The following is a 13,636-nucleotide window of genomic DNA, read 5'->3' as shown; positions in this document are numbered from 1 at the left end:
CCGTTCCCACCTGGCCACCTGAGGTCGCGTCAGGCCAGGTAGGTCTCCAGCAGCCGGTTCTCGTCGAGGTCGGCGCTGTTGCCGGAGGTGACGACGTCACCGACGACCATCACGTAGGCCCGGTCGGCCACCTCCAGCGCCAGCCCGGCGTTCTGCTCCGCCACCAGCACGGCGGTGCCGGTGGCCACCACCCGCTTCAGCGCCTCCAGCACGTCCCCGACGATGCGCGGCGCGAGCCCCATCGACGGCTCGTCGATCATGAGCAGGCGCGGCTTGGCCATGAGCCCGCGCGCGATCGCCAGCATCTGCTGCTCGCCGCCGGAGAGCACGCCGCCGAGGTCGTCGAGCTTGCGCCCGAGCACCGGGAACAGGTCGATCATCTCGGCCATGCGCTCCTCAACCCCGCCGCCGGGCAGCCGGTAGCCGCCCATCAGCAGGTTGTCCCGCACGGTGAGCGTGGACAGGATGGCCCGTCCCTCGGGCACGTGGCTGACGCCGAGCCGGGCGATCCGGTGCGCGGCCGTGCGCCCCATCACCCGGCCGTCGATCTCGACGGTGCCGGCGGCGGGCCGTACCAGGCCGGAGATGGTCCGCAGCAGGGTGGTCTTGCCGGCTCCGTTCGGGCCGACGATGGCGACGGCCTCGCCGGTGCCGACCGTGAGGCTCACCCCGTGCAGCGCCTCCACCGCGCCGTAGCGGGTGACGAGGGATTCAACGACCAGCATCGGGTGCCTCCACTGCGTTACGGTCGTGGGTGCCGAGATAGGCCGTCTTGACCCGTTGGTCCTGCCACACCTCGGTGGGCCCGGCCTCGGTGAGGACGCGGCCCCAGTCGAGCACGACGACGCGGTGGCAGACCTCGGTGACGAGCCGGACGTTGTGGTCGACGAGCAGTACGGTCACGCCCTCGTCGTTGATCGAGCGGATGAGCTCGCCGATCTCGTCGGACTCGGTGCGGTTCATCCCGGCGGTGGGCTCGTCGAGCAGCAGCAGCCGGGGTTCGGTGGCCATCGCGCGGGCGATCTCGACGCGCCGCCGCATGCCGTAGGAGAGCTCGGCCACGTCGGCGTCGATCACGCCGGTGAGTCCGACGCGGTCGATGAGCCGCCGGGCCACCTCGTGCTGCTCGGCCTCCTCCCGCCTGCGGGTCCTGCCCATCTGCCAGCGGCGGCCCTTGAAGGACAGGTGACGGCCGATGAGGACGTTCTCCAGGACCGTGCTCTCCTCGAAGAGCTGCAGGTTCTGGTACGTGCGGGCGACGCCCGCGGCGGCGAGGCGGTGCGGGCGCAGGTCGGCCACGTCCGCCCCGGCGAGCCGGATGGTCCCGGTCGTCGGCTTGAGATAGCCGCTGATGAGGTTGACGACGGTCGTCTTGCCGGCGCCGTTGGGCCCGATGAGGCCGCAGATGGCGCCCTGCCGCACGGTGAACGAGACGTCGTCCACGGCCTTCATGCCGCCGAAGTGCTTGCTGACCCCGGACAGTTCCAGGAGTGCGGTCATGGGCTCGCCACCTTCTCCGCAGGTTCGTCGATCTTGGGAGACGGCGGGTTCCCGCGGTCCCGCCATCGTCGTCGCAACCCCCGGTAGAGCGACCGGTCGGACAGGCCGTTCGGCGCCACCAGCAGCACCACCACGAGCAGCACGCCGTAGACGATGTCCTCCCAGTGGCCGCCGGCGACCTGCAACAGGTCGCGCAGGATCGTCAGCCCCCAGGTCAGCAGGACCGGCCCTGCCCAGTGCCCGTTGCCGCCGACGAGCACGTACGTGAACACGATCACCAGCGTGGCGAAGCCGTACTGGTCGGGGCTGATCACCATGGTCCGGTGCGCCTCCAGCGCCCCCGCGCAGCCGGCGATCGCGCCGGCGGCGGTGAAGGCCACGAACCGCACCCGGAACACGTTGATGCCCAGGCCCTCGGCGGTGCGCTCGTCCAGCCGCACCGCCTTGGCGGCCCGGCCGAAGTGGGAGCGGTGACCGAGCTCCAGCACGAGGAAGGCCACGGCCAGGGCGATGATGAGGTACTCCGTTTTCACCTCGACCGGGATGCCGGCGATGCCGTTCGGCCCGTTGGTGAAGTCGCTGATCCGGATCAGCACGACGATGGCCTGCGCGAGCGCGAGGCTCCCGAGCGCCATGTAGATGCCGCGCAGCCGCAGCACCGGCGGCGCGAACAGCGCGCCGATCGCCCCCGCGAGCAGCGTCGCGGCGAGGAGCCCGACGGCGAACGGCAGCTCGGTCTTGGTGGAGACGAGGGCGGCCGTGTAGCCGCCGACGGCGGCGAATCCCATCGGGGCCAGCGACATGATGCCGACCCGGAACGTGACGTGCACGCTCACCACGAGCAGGGTGAGGATGAGCGCGGTGTCCAGCCGGAAGAGCTGGAGCGGTTCGAGCCAGTCAAACACGTGCGGCCTCCTTCTTGCCGAAGAACCCGGACGGCCGCGCGACCAGCACCGCGAGGATGGTCGCGAACGCGATGATCTCCCGGAACACGCTGGACACGTACGAGGTCGCGTACACCTCGATGACGCCGAGCACCAGGCCGCCGACGATCGCGCCCTTCACCGAGCCCATGCCGCCGAGGATGATCACCGCGAAGGCGACCAGCAGGAGGCCGTCACCCGATGAGTAGGACACCTGAGCCGCCGACGCCGCCACGAAGATGCCGGCCACGGCGGCGAGGCCGCCGGCGACGAAGAAGCAGATCGAGAAGACGAGCTGGCTGTTCACGCCGAGCAGTTCGGCGGTCTCCCGGTTGTGGGCGACCGCCCGCACCGCCCGCCCCGACTTGGTGCGGTTCAGCCAGAAGGCGAGTCCGGCCATCGCCACGATCGCGATCGCCAGCATGACGACCTGGAGCCGCGGCACGTTCTGCCCCGCCACCTCGAAGGCCCCCACCGGGAAGCCCTGCCGGGGGAACGCCTCGGTCTGCGCGTCGGTGTAGGTGCGCAGGATCGTGGTGAGCACGAGCGAGACGCCGATCGTCGCGACGACGAAGGAGAACTCGGGCGCCTTGCGGGCCCGGAGCGGGGCGAGGACGGCCAGGTCGAGGAGCACCGACAGCACGCCGGCCGCCACCATGCCCACCAGGATGGCGAGCGGCACCGGCACTCCCAGGTGCAGGGCCGCCAGGGCGGCGAAGCTGCCCCAGGTCAGGATCTGCGCATGCGCGAAATTCAGGATGCCGAGGACACCCCACACCAAGGTGACGCCTACGCCCAGCAGGGCGTAGGTACTTCCCAAGGCCAAGCCGTTAATGGTCTGCTGCACACCATCCTCCGCTCCCTCTCACAGCCTTGGGGGACCAGGCTGACTTCGGTGTGACGAGATAGGTGCCCAGCGTTCCGTCAGCTCGTTAACGCCACCGTTACGTCCCGATACGGGCGTTAACCACGGCCGGATCCGAGCTCCGGGAACTCCATGAGGTTCAGCATGGTTCCGTCCGGGTCGCGGATCGTGAGCACGTGGCGGTGCCGGCCCGGCATGGGGGTGAGCGTGACCGGCCCGGCCACCACGGGCACGTCGTGCTCGCGGATCCGGGCGAGGGTGGCCGTCATGTCGCGGACGCGCAGGCCCAGCCGGGCCAGGCCGGGCTGCTTGGCCGTACGGGGGACGGGCTCGCCGCGCTCGTCGGCGAAGCACAGCAGGTCGAGGTAGGTCGCGGCGTCGTCGTCGCTCCAGGTCAGCAGCGCGGCCTTGCAGCGCACCGAGCCCGTGACGTCGAGGATCGCCTGGAAGTCCGCGGCGGCGTCGAACTCGAAGACCTGCCCGATCAGGCGGGCGCCGAGCACGCGGGTGTAGAAGTCGAACGACCGGTCGAAGTCCGCGCAGACCACGTTGGCGTGGACGAGGTGGGTGATGCCCAGGGTCATGGTGGAGGTCCTCTCTCCGTGCGAGTGACGACGCCGCCCCGGCACGCTGGTGGCGTGCCGGGGCGGCGGCTTCTCTGAAGGGACGGGTTATTTGCAGGCGGCGGCCGTCTGCGGGTCGAAGAGCGTGATCTTGCTGTCCACGATCTGCAGCTTGGTGCCCTTGACGCTGGCGGTGCGGTTGTCGGTGAAGCCGATCTTGCCGAACGGCGTGTCGATGTCGCTCAGCCCGGCGAGCGTGTCCCGGACGGTCTTCTTGTCCGTGGTGCCCGCCTCCTTGAACGCGTGCGCCATCGACCAGAGCGACGCGTAGCCGGCCGCCTCGAACACGGTGGCGGAGCGCTTCTCGCCGTGCTGCTTCCAGTAGTCGAGGAAGTGCGCGTTGTTCCCCTCGGTGCTCTGGCCGTTCCAGGCGGTCACGTACACGAAGCACTGCATGGCCTGGCCCGCCTGCTCCATGGTGGCGTCGCTCACGTCCGGCGCCATGAACACCGGGCCGTCGTAGCCGATCTCGTCGAGCTGCAGGTAGATCGTGCTCATCATGCCGGGCAGGGGCATGGTCACCAGCACGTCAGGGTTCGCCTGCTTGAGCTTGGTGAGCTGGGCCCGCACGTCGGTGTCGGTGCCGACGAAGGTCTCCTCGCCGACGGTGGTGATGCCCGCGGCCTCCAGCGTCTCCTTGCGCTTGCCGATGACGATCTTGGCCGCCTCGGAGTCGCTCTGGTACAGGTACGCCGCGGTCTTGAGCCCGGTGAACGTCTCGGCGAACTCCTTGTCGGCGGGCGGCATCACGTTCGCCATGTCCGGATAGAGACGGAACATGTAGTCGCCGACCTCGGTGACGCCGGCCGCGGAGAGCCCGACCGCCATCGTCGGGATGCCGTTCTGCTGGAGCTGCGGCCCCGCGGCGAGGAACGACGGGGTGAGGGTGAAGCCCACGACCGCGTCGACCTTGTCCGCCGCGAGCTTGAGCACCGCCTGCACGGCCTCCTGCTTGTCCGCCTTGGTGTCGATCTCCACGAGCTCGATCTTCGAGCCGCCGAGGAAGCCGGTGTCGTTGATCTCCTTGGCGGCGAGCCGCACGCCGTCGCGCTCGCTGGTCCCCACGCCCGCGATGCCGGCCGCACCGCTCAGGTCGAGCGGGACGCCGATCTTGATGGTGGAGGGCAGCCCGGCCGCCTGCGCGGTGTCGCCGCCCTCGTCACCGCCGGAGCCGCAGGCCGCCGCCAGCAGTGCCGCACAGAGGATTATCCCGAGTTTGCTCTTTCGCATATCAACCTTCCGGGGGGTCGACGACTCCGGCGGAGTCACCAGCATGTGACGGCGATGCGTCAGGGGGACCTGATCCTGCGGAGACCTCGTTAACGGGTCCGTTACGCTCGGTCGCCGCAGGGCGGGTTCACAGGCCGAGCAGGTTCTCGGCCGGCCGGTTCGCGGTCGCCAGGATCTCCGCGGCGCGGGCGAGGGTCTCGTCGTCCAGGTCGGCGGACAGCCCGCTGAGGCCGTCCGCCACCTCCGCCGCGTCGCGGCAGCCGAACAGCGCGACATCGGAGTACGGCTGGCGCACCGTCAGGGCCAGGACGAACGCGGCGAGCGAGAGCCCCAGCGGGTCGGCGAGCGCGCGCAGCCGCCGGGCGATCGCCAGATTGGCGGCGAACGCGTCACCGGCGAAGAACACGTTGCCCGACGTGCCGGAACGCCCCTCGCGGCGGCTGCGGCCCCGCCAGTCGTCGGGGTCGAACTCGTGGTCGTCGGTGAAGTCCTCCGACAGCAGGCCGTGCACGTACGAGCCATAGGTGATGCGCAGGCCGCCGCGCTCGCCCGAGGCGGCGAGCTCGTTCAGGTAACGGTGGTCGAGCAGGCTGAAGCTGTACTCGACGGCGGTCGGGATGCCGGTGGCCAGCGCCCGCCTGGCCGCCTCGGCGCCGAAGTTGCAGAAGCCGACGTCGCGGGCGAGCCCTTCCTCCTTGAGGCGCAGCAGGTTCTCCATCTGCTGCTCGGGGGTGAGGGCCGGATCGAACTGGTGCAGCAGGTAGACGTCGACGTGGTCGGTGCGCAGCCGGGTCAGCGACTCCTCCATGAACCGGCGCAGCGCGTCATAGGAGGAGTCGCAGACCAGGGTCAGCAGGTTGGTCGGGTCGGTGTAGCGCACGCCGCCCTTGGTGCACAGCCGCACCTCGTCGCGCCGGCCCTGGAGGATCTCGCCGACGATCGCCTCCGACCGGCCCGAGCCGTAGAAGTGCGCCGTGTCGTAGAAGCGCACCCCCGCCTGGTACGCGGCCTCGACCGCGCCCCGGGCCGCGTCCTCGTCCACCTGTCCGTACCCTTGCGCGATCATGGTGCCGCTGCCGAATCCGACACGGCCGATCAGCGGGTTTCCATCCGGCATGACAACGTCTCCTCGATCCGCGGAGGTCATTTCGCTTCTGCGGACGCGCGCACGACGGCGTTCCCCGTCATCACCACCGCGTCCTGCCCGTCGGTCACGGTCAGCGCGACCGCGGCCGTCCCGTCGCCGTGCACCGACTCCACCCGGGCGCGGGCGGTGAGCGTCGCCCCCGGGAACACCTGGGCGCGGAACCGCGCCTCGTACCGCAGCAGCGACTCGGGCCCGAACCAGTCGGTCAGCACCCGGCCCGCCATGCCCATCGTGAGCATCCCGTGCGCGAACACCGACGGGTAACCGGCGGCCTCCACCGCGAACCGCTCGTCGGTGTGCACCGGGTTGAAGTCGCCCGAAGCTCCCGCGTACTGGACGATCCGCGTCCTCGTCAGATCGCGGACGAGCACCAGCTCCCTGGTGTCGCCCGCCGTCACGGCCGTCATCCGCCCGCCCCCACCGTGGTGGAGGTGGTCACCGTCACCATCGTCGCGGTGACGACGGGCTCGCCCTCCTGGTCGCGGTACTCCGTGATCTTCTCGGTGAAGGTGAGCGCGCCGCCCCGCCGTCCCTCCTTCCGCCAGGTCCTGCCCGGACGGTCCACCGCGCTGAGCACGTCACCCTCGCGCACCGGCCGGTGGTACTCGTACCGCTGCTCGGCGTGGAGGCCGAGACCCGCGCCGTCGGCGGGGGGCGCTCCGGAGGGCGTCGCGCCCGAGCCCAGCCAGGGCTCGTCAGGCTTCGGCCGGACGGCGCTGTCCGGGTCGTAGTGGTCGGCCGCCCAGACGAACGTGGGCGGGGCGATCGCCGGAGTGCCGGTGATCGCGCCGTGGTAGGCCGGGTGGGGATCCCCGACGGCCCGCGCGAACATCATGATGTGGCCCCCCTCGACCGGGAACCGCTCGACTGCCATGCTCGTGCCTCCTGGTTGTCGGCCGTGACTCTCCCGCCTCGCCGTTCGCCCCGGGGTTACGAGCCCGGTTCGTAACGTCGCAGGTAACGGCGCGCCCGGCACGCTGGCGGCCCTCTGTCCGCGACGGCGACGCCCTCGCCGAGGAGGTCCACGTGCCCGCCGCCCCACGCCCGCGCATCGGGCTCAACCTGCCGCTGAGCTTCGCCGGCGCCGCCCCCGCCGCCATCGCCGCCTGGTTCGGCGGCGTCGAGGCCACGTCCGTCGACGCGCTGTGGACCCTCGACCAGCTCGCCGGGCGCATGCCCACTCCGGAGCCGATCGCGCTGCTGGGCTTCGCCGCCGCGCACACGACCCGCGTACGGCTCGGCATCGCCGTCCTCGTCGCCCCCGGCCGGGGCCCGATCGCGGCGGCCAAGCAGCTCGCCTCGCTCGACCACCTCACCGGCGGCCGGCTCGTGGTCGGCGTCGGCAGTGGTGACCGCCGTCTGTTCCCCGCGCTCCGGCTGGGCGACTGGGAGGACCGGCCTGGCGCGGTCCTGGACGAGTTCCTGACGGCGGTGCACCGCCTGTGGACCGGGACCGGCGTCACCCACGACGGCCCCATCTGGCCCTTCGCCGACGTCACGGTGACCCCGCGCCCGGTCGCGCCGCCCCCGCTGTGGGTCGGCGGCGGTTCGGTCCCGGCGCTGCGCCGGGCGCTGCGCCTCGGGTCCGGCTGGGTGGCGGCCGGTCGGCAGCCCACCGCCCGCTTCGCGGAGCTGGCCGTCCGCCTGGACGAGGTCGCCGAGCAGGAAGGCCGAGCCCGCGACTCCTTCAGCGTCGCCAAGCGCGTGTACCTGCTGGTCGAGCCCGACCGCGCCCGCGCCCACCGGACGATCGACGCCTGGTTCGGCGCCTTCTACGGCACCCCAGACCACGGCCGCGAGGCCACCGTCCACGGCGACGTGGCGACCTGCGCGGAACAACTCGCCGAGCTGGCCGGCCTCGGCGTCACCGACCTGATCCTGCACCCGCTGGACGAGTCGCCGCGGCACCAGGCCGCCGTGCTCGGCGGGCTCCTGCCCGCGATCACGGCGGCCTCGACCGGCTAACCGGCTGGCCGGCGCGCCGCCGAACGGGCGAAGTCCCAGCTCGCCCAGCGGTCGGCATGCACGACGATGCCGACCCGCGCGCCCGACAGCGCCATCTCCCGATAGTCGGGCCTGCCCCGCTCCGGGAAGTTGCGCGAGACGATCGCCTCACCGATGCGCAGCATCCCTTCGTCGTGCTCGACGAGCTCCGCGCGGCCGGTCACCGACAGGCCCTTCAGGCTGCCGTAATCCTCTCCCGAATCCACCAGGCACGCCACGCGCGGGTCGTTGCGCAGGTTGCGCGCCTTCACCGACGTACGCTGCGTCCACATCACGATCTCGCCGTCGAGCACCCCGAACCACATCGTGGCCAGATGCGGCGCCCCGTCCGGATCCAGCGTCGCGAGCTGCAGACTCTTACGCGACAGCAGGTAGTCCAGCCGTTCACCCGGCTCGATCGGCAGCGGCCTGTCACCCATGGCGGGCTCCTTTCTCCCGCGCCCACTACAGCCGCCAGGGCATACCCCGGGGCGGCGGCACACGGCGTAACGCGGGAGGTAATGGGGGATCGCGTTACGTGTCAGCGGTGAGCCCTCATTCCACGAGCACCGCATCCATGAGCACCATGTCGACGAGCCCCGCCCTGACCCGGACGGGAGCCCTGCCACGATGATCGTCCCGGCCGACAACGAGATCCGGCTCGACCTCCCGGACGGTCCGCGGGTCGACACCGAGATCGTGCACTTCTACAGCGACGGCCTAAGGCTGACTGGCGTCCTGGTCACGCCGCGGGAGCGGGCGGGGGCCATGCCCGCCCTCATCGCCAGCCACGGCTGGAGCGGCGCGGTGAACTTCCGCGTCCTGCCGCTCGCCGGCCGCCTCGCGCGGCGTGGCTACGCCGTGCTCGCCCTCGACCATCGCGGCTTCGGCCGCAGCGAGGGCGCCCGGCTGCGCTGCGACCCGTACGAGCAGGTCCGCGACGTCTCCAACGCCGCCACCTACCTGGCGGGCCGGCCGGAGATCGACGGCTCCGCGCTGGGCGTGATCGGCGCCAGCTTCGGCGGGGCCATCGCGGTCGCCGCCGCGGCCGCCGACGAACGCCTCCGCGCCTGCGTCGCCCTCGTCCCGCTCGCCGACGGCCGGCGCTGGCTACGCGATCTGCACGGCTCCGAATCCTGGCCCGCCTTCCTGGACCGGGTCGCCAGGGACGAGGCGGAACGGGCGCGCACCGGCCTCGGCGAGCGGGTGCCGCTCGGCACGCTCATGCCGCTGCCGCCGAGCCCGGCCGCCGACGCCGAGGCCGCGCTCATCGCCACCGCCTATCCCGAGGGCTACCCGCTGGAGAACGCCCGGCTCGCCCTCGGCTTCTCTCCCGAGCAGCTGGTCTCCGCGATCGCCCCCCGCGCCCTGTGCCTGATCACCCCCGGCGACGACACGGTCATCCCGGCCGAGCACTCCCTCGCCCTGCACGCCCGCGCCGGCGAGCCCAAGGCGCTGCACCTGCTGCCGCACGGCGGTCACGGCGGCCCCATGGGCGAACTGGTCGACACCACCGCCGACCTGGCCGGCGCGTTCCTCGCCGAGCACCTGCCGCCCGGGGCGGCGTCATGACCGGCCCCCTCGACGGCCGGGTGGCCGTGGTCACCGGCGGCGGCTCCGGCATCGGCCGCGCCACCGTCGAACGCTTCGTGGCCGACGGCGCGCGCGTGGTGCTCGCCGATTACGCGGACTCCGCGGCCGGAGCGGCCGCCGAGATCGACCCCTCCGGTGCGCGGGTGGTCTTCCAGCGCACCGACGTCCGCCACGCCGACCAGGTGGACCGCGCGTTCCAGGTCGCGATGGACCGCTTCGGCCGCTGCGACATCGCGGTGAACAACGCCGGCGTGATCGCCGGCGGATCCCTCCACGAGGACGACGCCGACGACGAGTTCGACCAGGTCTGGCGCGTCTGCGTCGCCGGCGTCTGGCACGGCTGCCGGTCCGCCGTGGCCCGCATGCGCCCCAACGGCGGCGGCGTCATCCTCAACACCGCGTCGACGGCCGCGCTCTGGCCCACCCCGGCCTTCCCCGCGTACGGCCTGGCCAAGGCCGCGGTCGTCCACCTGACCCGCTCACTCGCCGCCGCGTACGGCCGCGACGGCATCCGCGTCAACGCCGTCCTGCCCGGCCCCACCCGCACCGGCATCTTCGCCGCCGCGACCGGTGACCTTGACATGGCGGACCTGGCGGACCTGGAACAGCGGTACACCGCGACGATGTCGCTCGGCCGCATGATCGAGCCGGAAGAGACCGCGTCCGCCTTCGCCTACCTCGCCTCCGACGCGGCGCGGTCGGTCACCGGCGCCGCCCTGCAGATCGACGGCGGTTTCCGGCCCGGCGGCTGACGCCCGGCCACCCCAGCATCCCGCGTTCCCCCGCCTCACCCATCAGGAGACCCGCAATGACCTATCTGGTCACCGGCGCCACCGGATTCATCGGCTCGTACGTCGTCGACCGGCTGCTGCGCGACGGCCACCCGGTGATCGCGCTCGACCGCCGCCCCGACTGGGCCCGCGAGCCGGCCGCCCCCGACCCGTCCGCTCTCACCTTCGTCGAAGGCGACGTCACCGACTTCTCCCTCGTCGCCGACCTGGTGAGCACCCACCGCGTGGACCGGATCATCCACCTGGCCGCCGAACTCCACGACCGCTCCGCCGGCCAGCGCGGCCAGTGCATCCAGTCCAACGTCGTCGGCACCTACAACGTCCTGGAAGCCGCCCGCCTGCTCGGCGTGTCACGCACCGTCCTGGCGAGCAGCGCGGCCCTCTTCAGCCCGGCACACCACGACCCCGCCCGCCCCATCGCCGAGGACGCCCGCATCCACGGGGGCGACGTGTACGAAGGCAGCAAGATCTTCGGCGAGACCATGGGCGAGTACTACCTGCGCACTCTCGGCGTCACCAACACCTCCATCCGCATCGGCCTCGCGTACGGCGCCGCCTGCCTCATCGGCACCGCCCGCCGGCTCGTCGACGAACTGGTCACCAAGCCGCTCGCCGGCGAGCCGGGCAGGCCCGCCTACCACGGCGGCTCGATGATGAACATGGTCTACATCCACGACACCGCCGACGCGTTCGTCCGCGCGAGCGAGGGCCCGGTCCCGTCGAGCCACGTCTACCACGTACGCGGCGACTACCGCAGCATCGGCGACATGGTGGAGGTCGCACGCAAGCTCATCCCCGGCGCCACCATCGAACCCGGCGACGCCGACCACCGCTGGCCCATGAACTTCGACGACTCCCTCTTCCGCCGGGAGTACGGCTACACGACCCGCTGGTCCCTGGAGGACGCGCTCGCCGACATCGTCAAGGAGAAGCGCTCCGAGACCGCCTGACCACGAGACGAACCCCGCGTCGCCCGAACGGCGGCGCGGGGTTCGTTGTCGAGGATCAGGCCCTGTTCAGACGCTGTCCCGGCGCGGGAAGCCGGTCAGCGGTTCCCGGCTCTCCAGGGCGGTGACGTCGCCGGGATCGGCGCCGATGTAGACGGCGCGGGCGACGCGGCGCATCACCTTGCCGTTGCGGGTCTTCGGCAGGGCCGCGACCGCGTGGACGGCCTTGGGACGGGTGGCCTTGCCCTCGCGGGCCACGATCGACTGCTCCAGGCGCGGGAGGACCTCGGCCGGGTCGGCGTCCCCGGTGAGGACGACGAAGCAGACGAGGGCCTCGCCCTTGAGGTCGTCGGGGACGCCCACCGCGGCGGCCTCCACGACGGCGGGGTCGTCGACGAGGAGGGACTCGATCTCGGCGGGGCCCACGCGCTTGCCGGCGAGCATGATGGTGTCGTCGGAGCGGCCGAGCAGGAACCAGTGGCCGTCGGGGTCGACGTAGGCGAAGTCGCCCTGCTGCCAGTTGCCGGGGAAGCGGCTCCAGTAGGTGGACAGGTAGCGTTCCGGGCCGTCCCACAGGCCCTTGGTCATGCCGGGCCAGGGGGCGCGGACGACGAGTTCGCCGACCTGGCCGCGGACGGGGCGGCCGTCCGGGTCGAAGACGTCGGCGGCCATGCCGAGCGAGGGGGCGGAGAAGCCCGCCGGCTTGATCGGGCGGTGCACGGAGCCGCTCACGATGGAGGCGCCGCATTCGGTGCCGCCGCTCATGTTGACGATGGGGGTGCGGCCCTTGCCGACGTGGCGGAAGCACCACCACCAGGGCTCCAGGTTCCACGGCTCCCCGGTGCTGCAGATGACCCGCAGGTCGGGGAGCGCGTGGGCGTCCGGCCACCGGTCACCGAGACCGGCGAGGACCCGGATGAGGGTGGGGGAGACGCCGAGCGCGGTGACGCGGTGACGCTCGACGACCGACCAGAGGCGGTCGGGGGTGGGATGGTCGGGCGTGCCCTCGTACAGGACGGCGGTGCCGCCGTTGGTGAACGCGGCCGTCACCACGTAGGCGCCCATGACCCAGCCCATGTCGGTGACCCACATGAGGCGCTCGCCGACGTCCATGCCGAAGCCGTGCCGGGCCTCCTGCGCGAACTTGAACGGCAGCCCGGCATGGGTGTGCAGGCAGCCCTTGGGCCGGCCGGTGCTGCCGGACGAGTACAGCAGGACGCAGGGGGTCTCGGCGTCGAAGACCGGGGTCTCGGTCATCGGCTCGGCGGCGGCCGTCGCCTCGTCCCACCACTCGTCGCGGCCGGGCACGAGCGGGATGTCGCGGCCGAGACGGCGGACCACGAGCACGGTGCGCAGGCCGGGGGCGTCGGCGGCGGCCTCGTCGGCGGTCTCCTTGAGCGGCACGAGCTTGCCGCGCCGCTCGAACCCGTCGGCCGTGACCATGAGCTTCGCCCCCGAGTCGAGCAGCCGCTCGCGGACGGGTCCGGGGCCGAACCCGCTGAAGAACGGGGCCACGACGGCGCCGATCTTCGCGGCGGCGAGCATGACGACGGCGGCCTCCGGCACCATCGGCAGGAACAGCGCGACCACGTCGCCGACGCCGACCCCGCGCGCGGCGAACGCGCCGGCGGCGCGGTCGATCTGCTCCTTCAGCTCGCCGTAGGTGAGGGTGCGCACCGCGCCGTCGTCGCCCTCCCAGACGATCGCCTCGGCGCCGGCGCGGCCCTCGTCGATCCAGCGGTCGACGGCGTAGTCGGCCCAGTTGAGTCCGCCGCCCTTGAACCAGTGCGGGAACTCGGGGCCGTCGGACAGGTCGAGGACCTTCTCGTACGGTCGCCGCCAGCGCAGCCCGACGTCGTCCGCGGCGGCGGCCCAGAACCATTCGGGATCGGCGGCGGCGCGGTCGGCGACCTCGTCGACCGAGGTGAGGCCGTGCCGGGCGGCCATCCGGCCGAGCGGGGTGCCGGGGAAGGCGGCGGGGTCGGGCTCCCACGCGATGGGGAGCCGGTTCAGCTCGTCGACGTTCACGGGAAT

Annotated in this window: 15 protein-coding genes; 4 read left to right on the top strand and 11 right to left on the bottom strand. The window is 72.2% G+C overall.

Features of this window, described 5'->3' with window-relative positions; all coding sequences use genetic code 11:
* Positions 1 to 29 precede the first annotated feature (29 nt).
* The 9 genes from ABD999_RS11565 to ABD999_RS11525 all read right to left on the bottom strand — a co-directional run bounded on the left by ABD999_RS11565 (position 30) and on the right by ABD999_RS11525 (position 7,162).
* Entirely contained in the window at positions 30 to 725 is a 696-nt protein-coding gene (locus ABD999_RS11565; protein ID WP_148030942.1) for an ABC transporter ATP-binding protein, read from the bottom strand.
* Positions 712 to 1,500: an ABC transporter ATP-binding protein gene (locus ABD999_RS11560; RefSeq protein WP_148030943.1), complete on the bottom strand. Its 789-nt coding sequence runs from the start codon at positions 1,498 to 1,500 to the stop codon at positions 712 to 714. The genes ABD999_RS11565 and ABD999_RS11560 overlap by 14 nt, the downstream gene beginning before the upstream one ends.
* Positions 1,497 to 2,405 carry a branched-chain amino acid ABC transporter permease gene (locus ABD999_RS11555; RefSeq protein ID WP_219547143.1) on the bottom strand — a complete coding sequence of 303 codons (909 nt, stop codon included), beginning with the start codon at positions 2,403 to 2,405 and terminating at the stop codon, positions 1,497 to 1,499. Before ABD999_RS11555 ends, ABD999_RS11560 begins: the two co-directional genes overlap by 4 nt.
* Positions 2,398 to 3,249, bottom strand: coding sequence for a branched-chain amino acid ABC transporter permease (locus ABD999_RS11550; RefSeq protein WP_271280497.1), 852 nt, complete (start codon positions 3,247 to 3,249; stop codon positions 2,398 to 2,400). The genes ABD999_RS11555 and ABD999_RS11550 overlap by 8 nt, the downstream gene beginning before the upstream one ends.
* A 137-nt stretch (positions 3,250 to 3,386) precedes the next feature.
* On the bottom strand, positions 3,387 to 3,872 hold the full coding sequence (locus tag ABD999_RS11545) for a VOC family protein (RefSeq protein WP_271280498.1): 486 nt from the start codon (positions 3,870 to 3,872) through the stop codon (positions 3,387 to 3,389).
* 87 nt (positions 3,873 to 3,959) lie between these two features.
* Positions 3,960 to 5,141: an ABC transporter substrate-binding protein gene (locus tag ABD999_RS11540; RefSeq protein WP_148030947.1), complete on the bottom strand. Its 1,182-nt coding sequence runs from the start codon at positions 5,139 to 5,141 to the stop codon at positions 3,960 to 3,962.
* Positions 5,142 to 5,268: 127 nt separating this feature from the next.
* Complete coding sequence (locus ABD999_RS11535; protein ID WP_271279678.1) at positions 5,269 to 6,258, bottom strand: aldo/keto reductase; 990 nt, start codon at positions 6,256 to 6,258, stop codon at positions 5,269 to 5,271.
* A gap of 26 nt (positions 6,259 to 6,284) precedes the next feature.
* A complete protein-coding gene (locus ABD999_RS11530) occupies positions 6,285 to 6,695 on the bottom strand; it encodes a MaoC/PaaZ C-terminal domain-containing protein (protein ID WP_219548170.1) in 411 nt (136 codons plus the stop codon).
* Positions 6,692 to 7,162 carry an FAS1-like dehydratase domain-containing protein gene (locus tag ABD999_RS11525; RefSeq protein ID WP_271279677.1) on the bottom strand — a complete coding sequence of 157 codons (471 nt, stop codon included), beginning with the start codon at positions 7,160 to 7,162 and terminating at the stop codon, positions 6,692 to 6,694. The genes ABD999_RS11530 and ABD999_RS11525 overlap by 4 nt, the downstream gene beginning before the upstream one ends.
* 152 nt (positions 7,163 to 7,314) lie before the next feature.
* Between ABD999_RS11525 and ABD999_RS11520 the strand changes: the two genes are divergently transcribed.
* Positions 7,315 to 8,253 carry an LLM class flavin-dependent oxidoreductase gene (locus ABD999_RS11520; RefSeq protein WP_271279676.1) on the top strand — a complete coding sequence of 313 codons (939 nt, stop codon included), beginning with the start codon at positions 7,315 to 7,317 and terminating at the stop codon, positions 8,251 to 8,253.
* Here ABD999_RS11520 and ABD999_RS11515 read toward each other — a convergent pair.
* Complete coding sequence (locus ABD999_RS11515; RefSeq protein ID WP_271279675.1) at positions 8,250 to 8,711, bottom strand: pyridoxamine 5'-phosphate oxidase family protein; 462 nt, start codon at positions 8,709 to 8,711, stop codon at positions 8,250 to 8,252. The two genes, ABD999_RS11520 and ABD999_RS11515, sit on opposite strands and share 4 nt — an antisense overlap.
* A gap of 190 nt (positions 8,712 to 8,901) precedes the next feature.
* On the opposite strand from ABD999_RS11515, the gene ABD999_RS11510 reads away from it, so the two are divergent.
* From ABD999_RS11510 to ABD999_RS11500, 3 genes are read left to right on the top strand one after another with little or no spacing between them, the layout of a single operon-like run.
* Entirely contained in the window at positions 8,902 to 9,843 is a 942-nt protein-coding gene (locus ABD999_RS11510) for an alpha/beta hydrolase (RefSeq protein ID WP_271279674.1), read from the top strand.
* Entirely contained in the window at positions 9,840 to 10,616 is a 777-nt protein-coding gene (locus ABD999_RS11505; protein WP_271279673.1) for an SDR family NAD(P)-dependent oxidoreductase, read from the top strand. Before ABD999_RS11510 ends, ABD999_RS11505 begins: the two co-directional genes overlap by 4 nt.
* Positions 10,617 to 10,672: 56 nt before the next feature.
* Positions 10,673 to 11,605, top strand: a complete 933-nt coding sequence (locus ABD999_RS11500) for an NAD-dependent epimerase/dehydratase family protein (protein WP_148030955.1) — start codon at positions 10,673 to 10,675, stop codon at positions 11,603 to 11,605.
* A 66-nt stretch (positions 11,606 to 11,671) separates the two neighbouring features.
* Here the strand turns inward: ABD999_RS11500 and ABD999_RS11495 are convergent, their stop codons facing one another.
* Complete coding sequence (locus ABD999_RS11495; RefSeq protein WP_271279672.1) at positions 11,672 to 13,630, bottom strand: AMP-binding protein; 1,959 nt, start codon at positions 13,628 to 13,630, stop codon at positions 11,672 to 11,674.
* Positions 13,631 to 13,636 lie beyond the last annotated feature (6 nt).

Source organism: Nonomuraea ferruginea, assembly GCF_039540635.1.
In the GTDB taxonomy this organism is placed as follows: Bacteria; Actinomycetota; Actinomycetes; order Streptosporangiales; family Streptosporangiaceae; genus Nonomuraea; species Nonomuraea ferruginea.
This window is presented reverse-complemented; position numbering and strand designations above follow the sequence as displayed.

Coding starts and splice junctions, on each gene's coding strand:
- ABD999_RS11565 (WP_148030942.1), bottom strand. CDS start 725: ATGCTGGTCGTTGAATCCCTCGTCACCCGCTACGGCGCGGTGGAGGCG.
- ABD999_RS11560 (WP_148030943.1), bottom strand. CDS start 1,500: ATGACCGCACTCCTGGAACTGTCCGGGGTCAGCAAGCACTTCGGCGGC.
- ABD999_RS11545 (WP_271280498.1), bottom strand. CDS start 3,872: ATGACCCTGGGCATCACCCACCTCGTCCACGCCAACGTGGTCTGCGCG.
- ABD999_RS11540 (WP_148030947.1), bottom strand. CDS start 5,141: ATGCGAAAGAGCAAACTCGGGATAATCCTCTGTGCGGCACTGCTGGCG.
- ABD999_RS11535 (WP_271279678.1), bottom strand. CDS start 6,258: ATGCCGGATGGAAACCCGCTGATCGGCCGTGTCGGATTCGGCAGCGGC.
- ABD999_RS11530 (WP_219548170.1), bottom strand. CDS start 6,695: ATGACGGCCGTGACGGCGGGCGACACCAGGGAGCTGGTGCTCGTCCGC.
- ABD999_RS11525 (WP_271279677.1), bottom strand. CDS start 7,162: ATGGCAGTCGAGCGGTTCCCGGTCGAGGGGGGCCACATCATGATGTTC.
- ABD999_RS11515 (WP_271279675.1), bottom strand. CDS start 8,711: ATGGGTGACAGGCCGCTGCCGATCGAGCCGGGTGAACGGCTGGACTAC.
- ABD999_RS11510 (WP_271279674.1), top strand. CDS start 8,902: ATGATCGTCCCGGCCGACAACGAGATCCGGCTCGACCTCCCGGACGGT.
- ABD999_RS11505 (WP_271279673.1), top strand. CDS start 9,840: ATGACCGGCCCCCTCGACGGCCGGGTGGCCGTGGTCACCGGCGGCGGC.
- ABD999_RS11500 (WP_148030955.1), top strand. CDS start 10,673: ATGACCTATCTGGTCACCGGCGCCACCGGATTCATCGGCTCGTACGTC.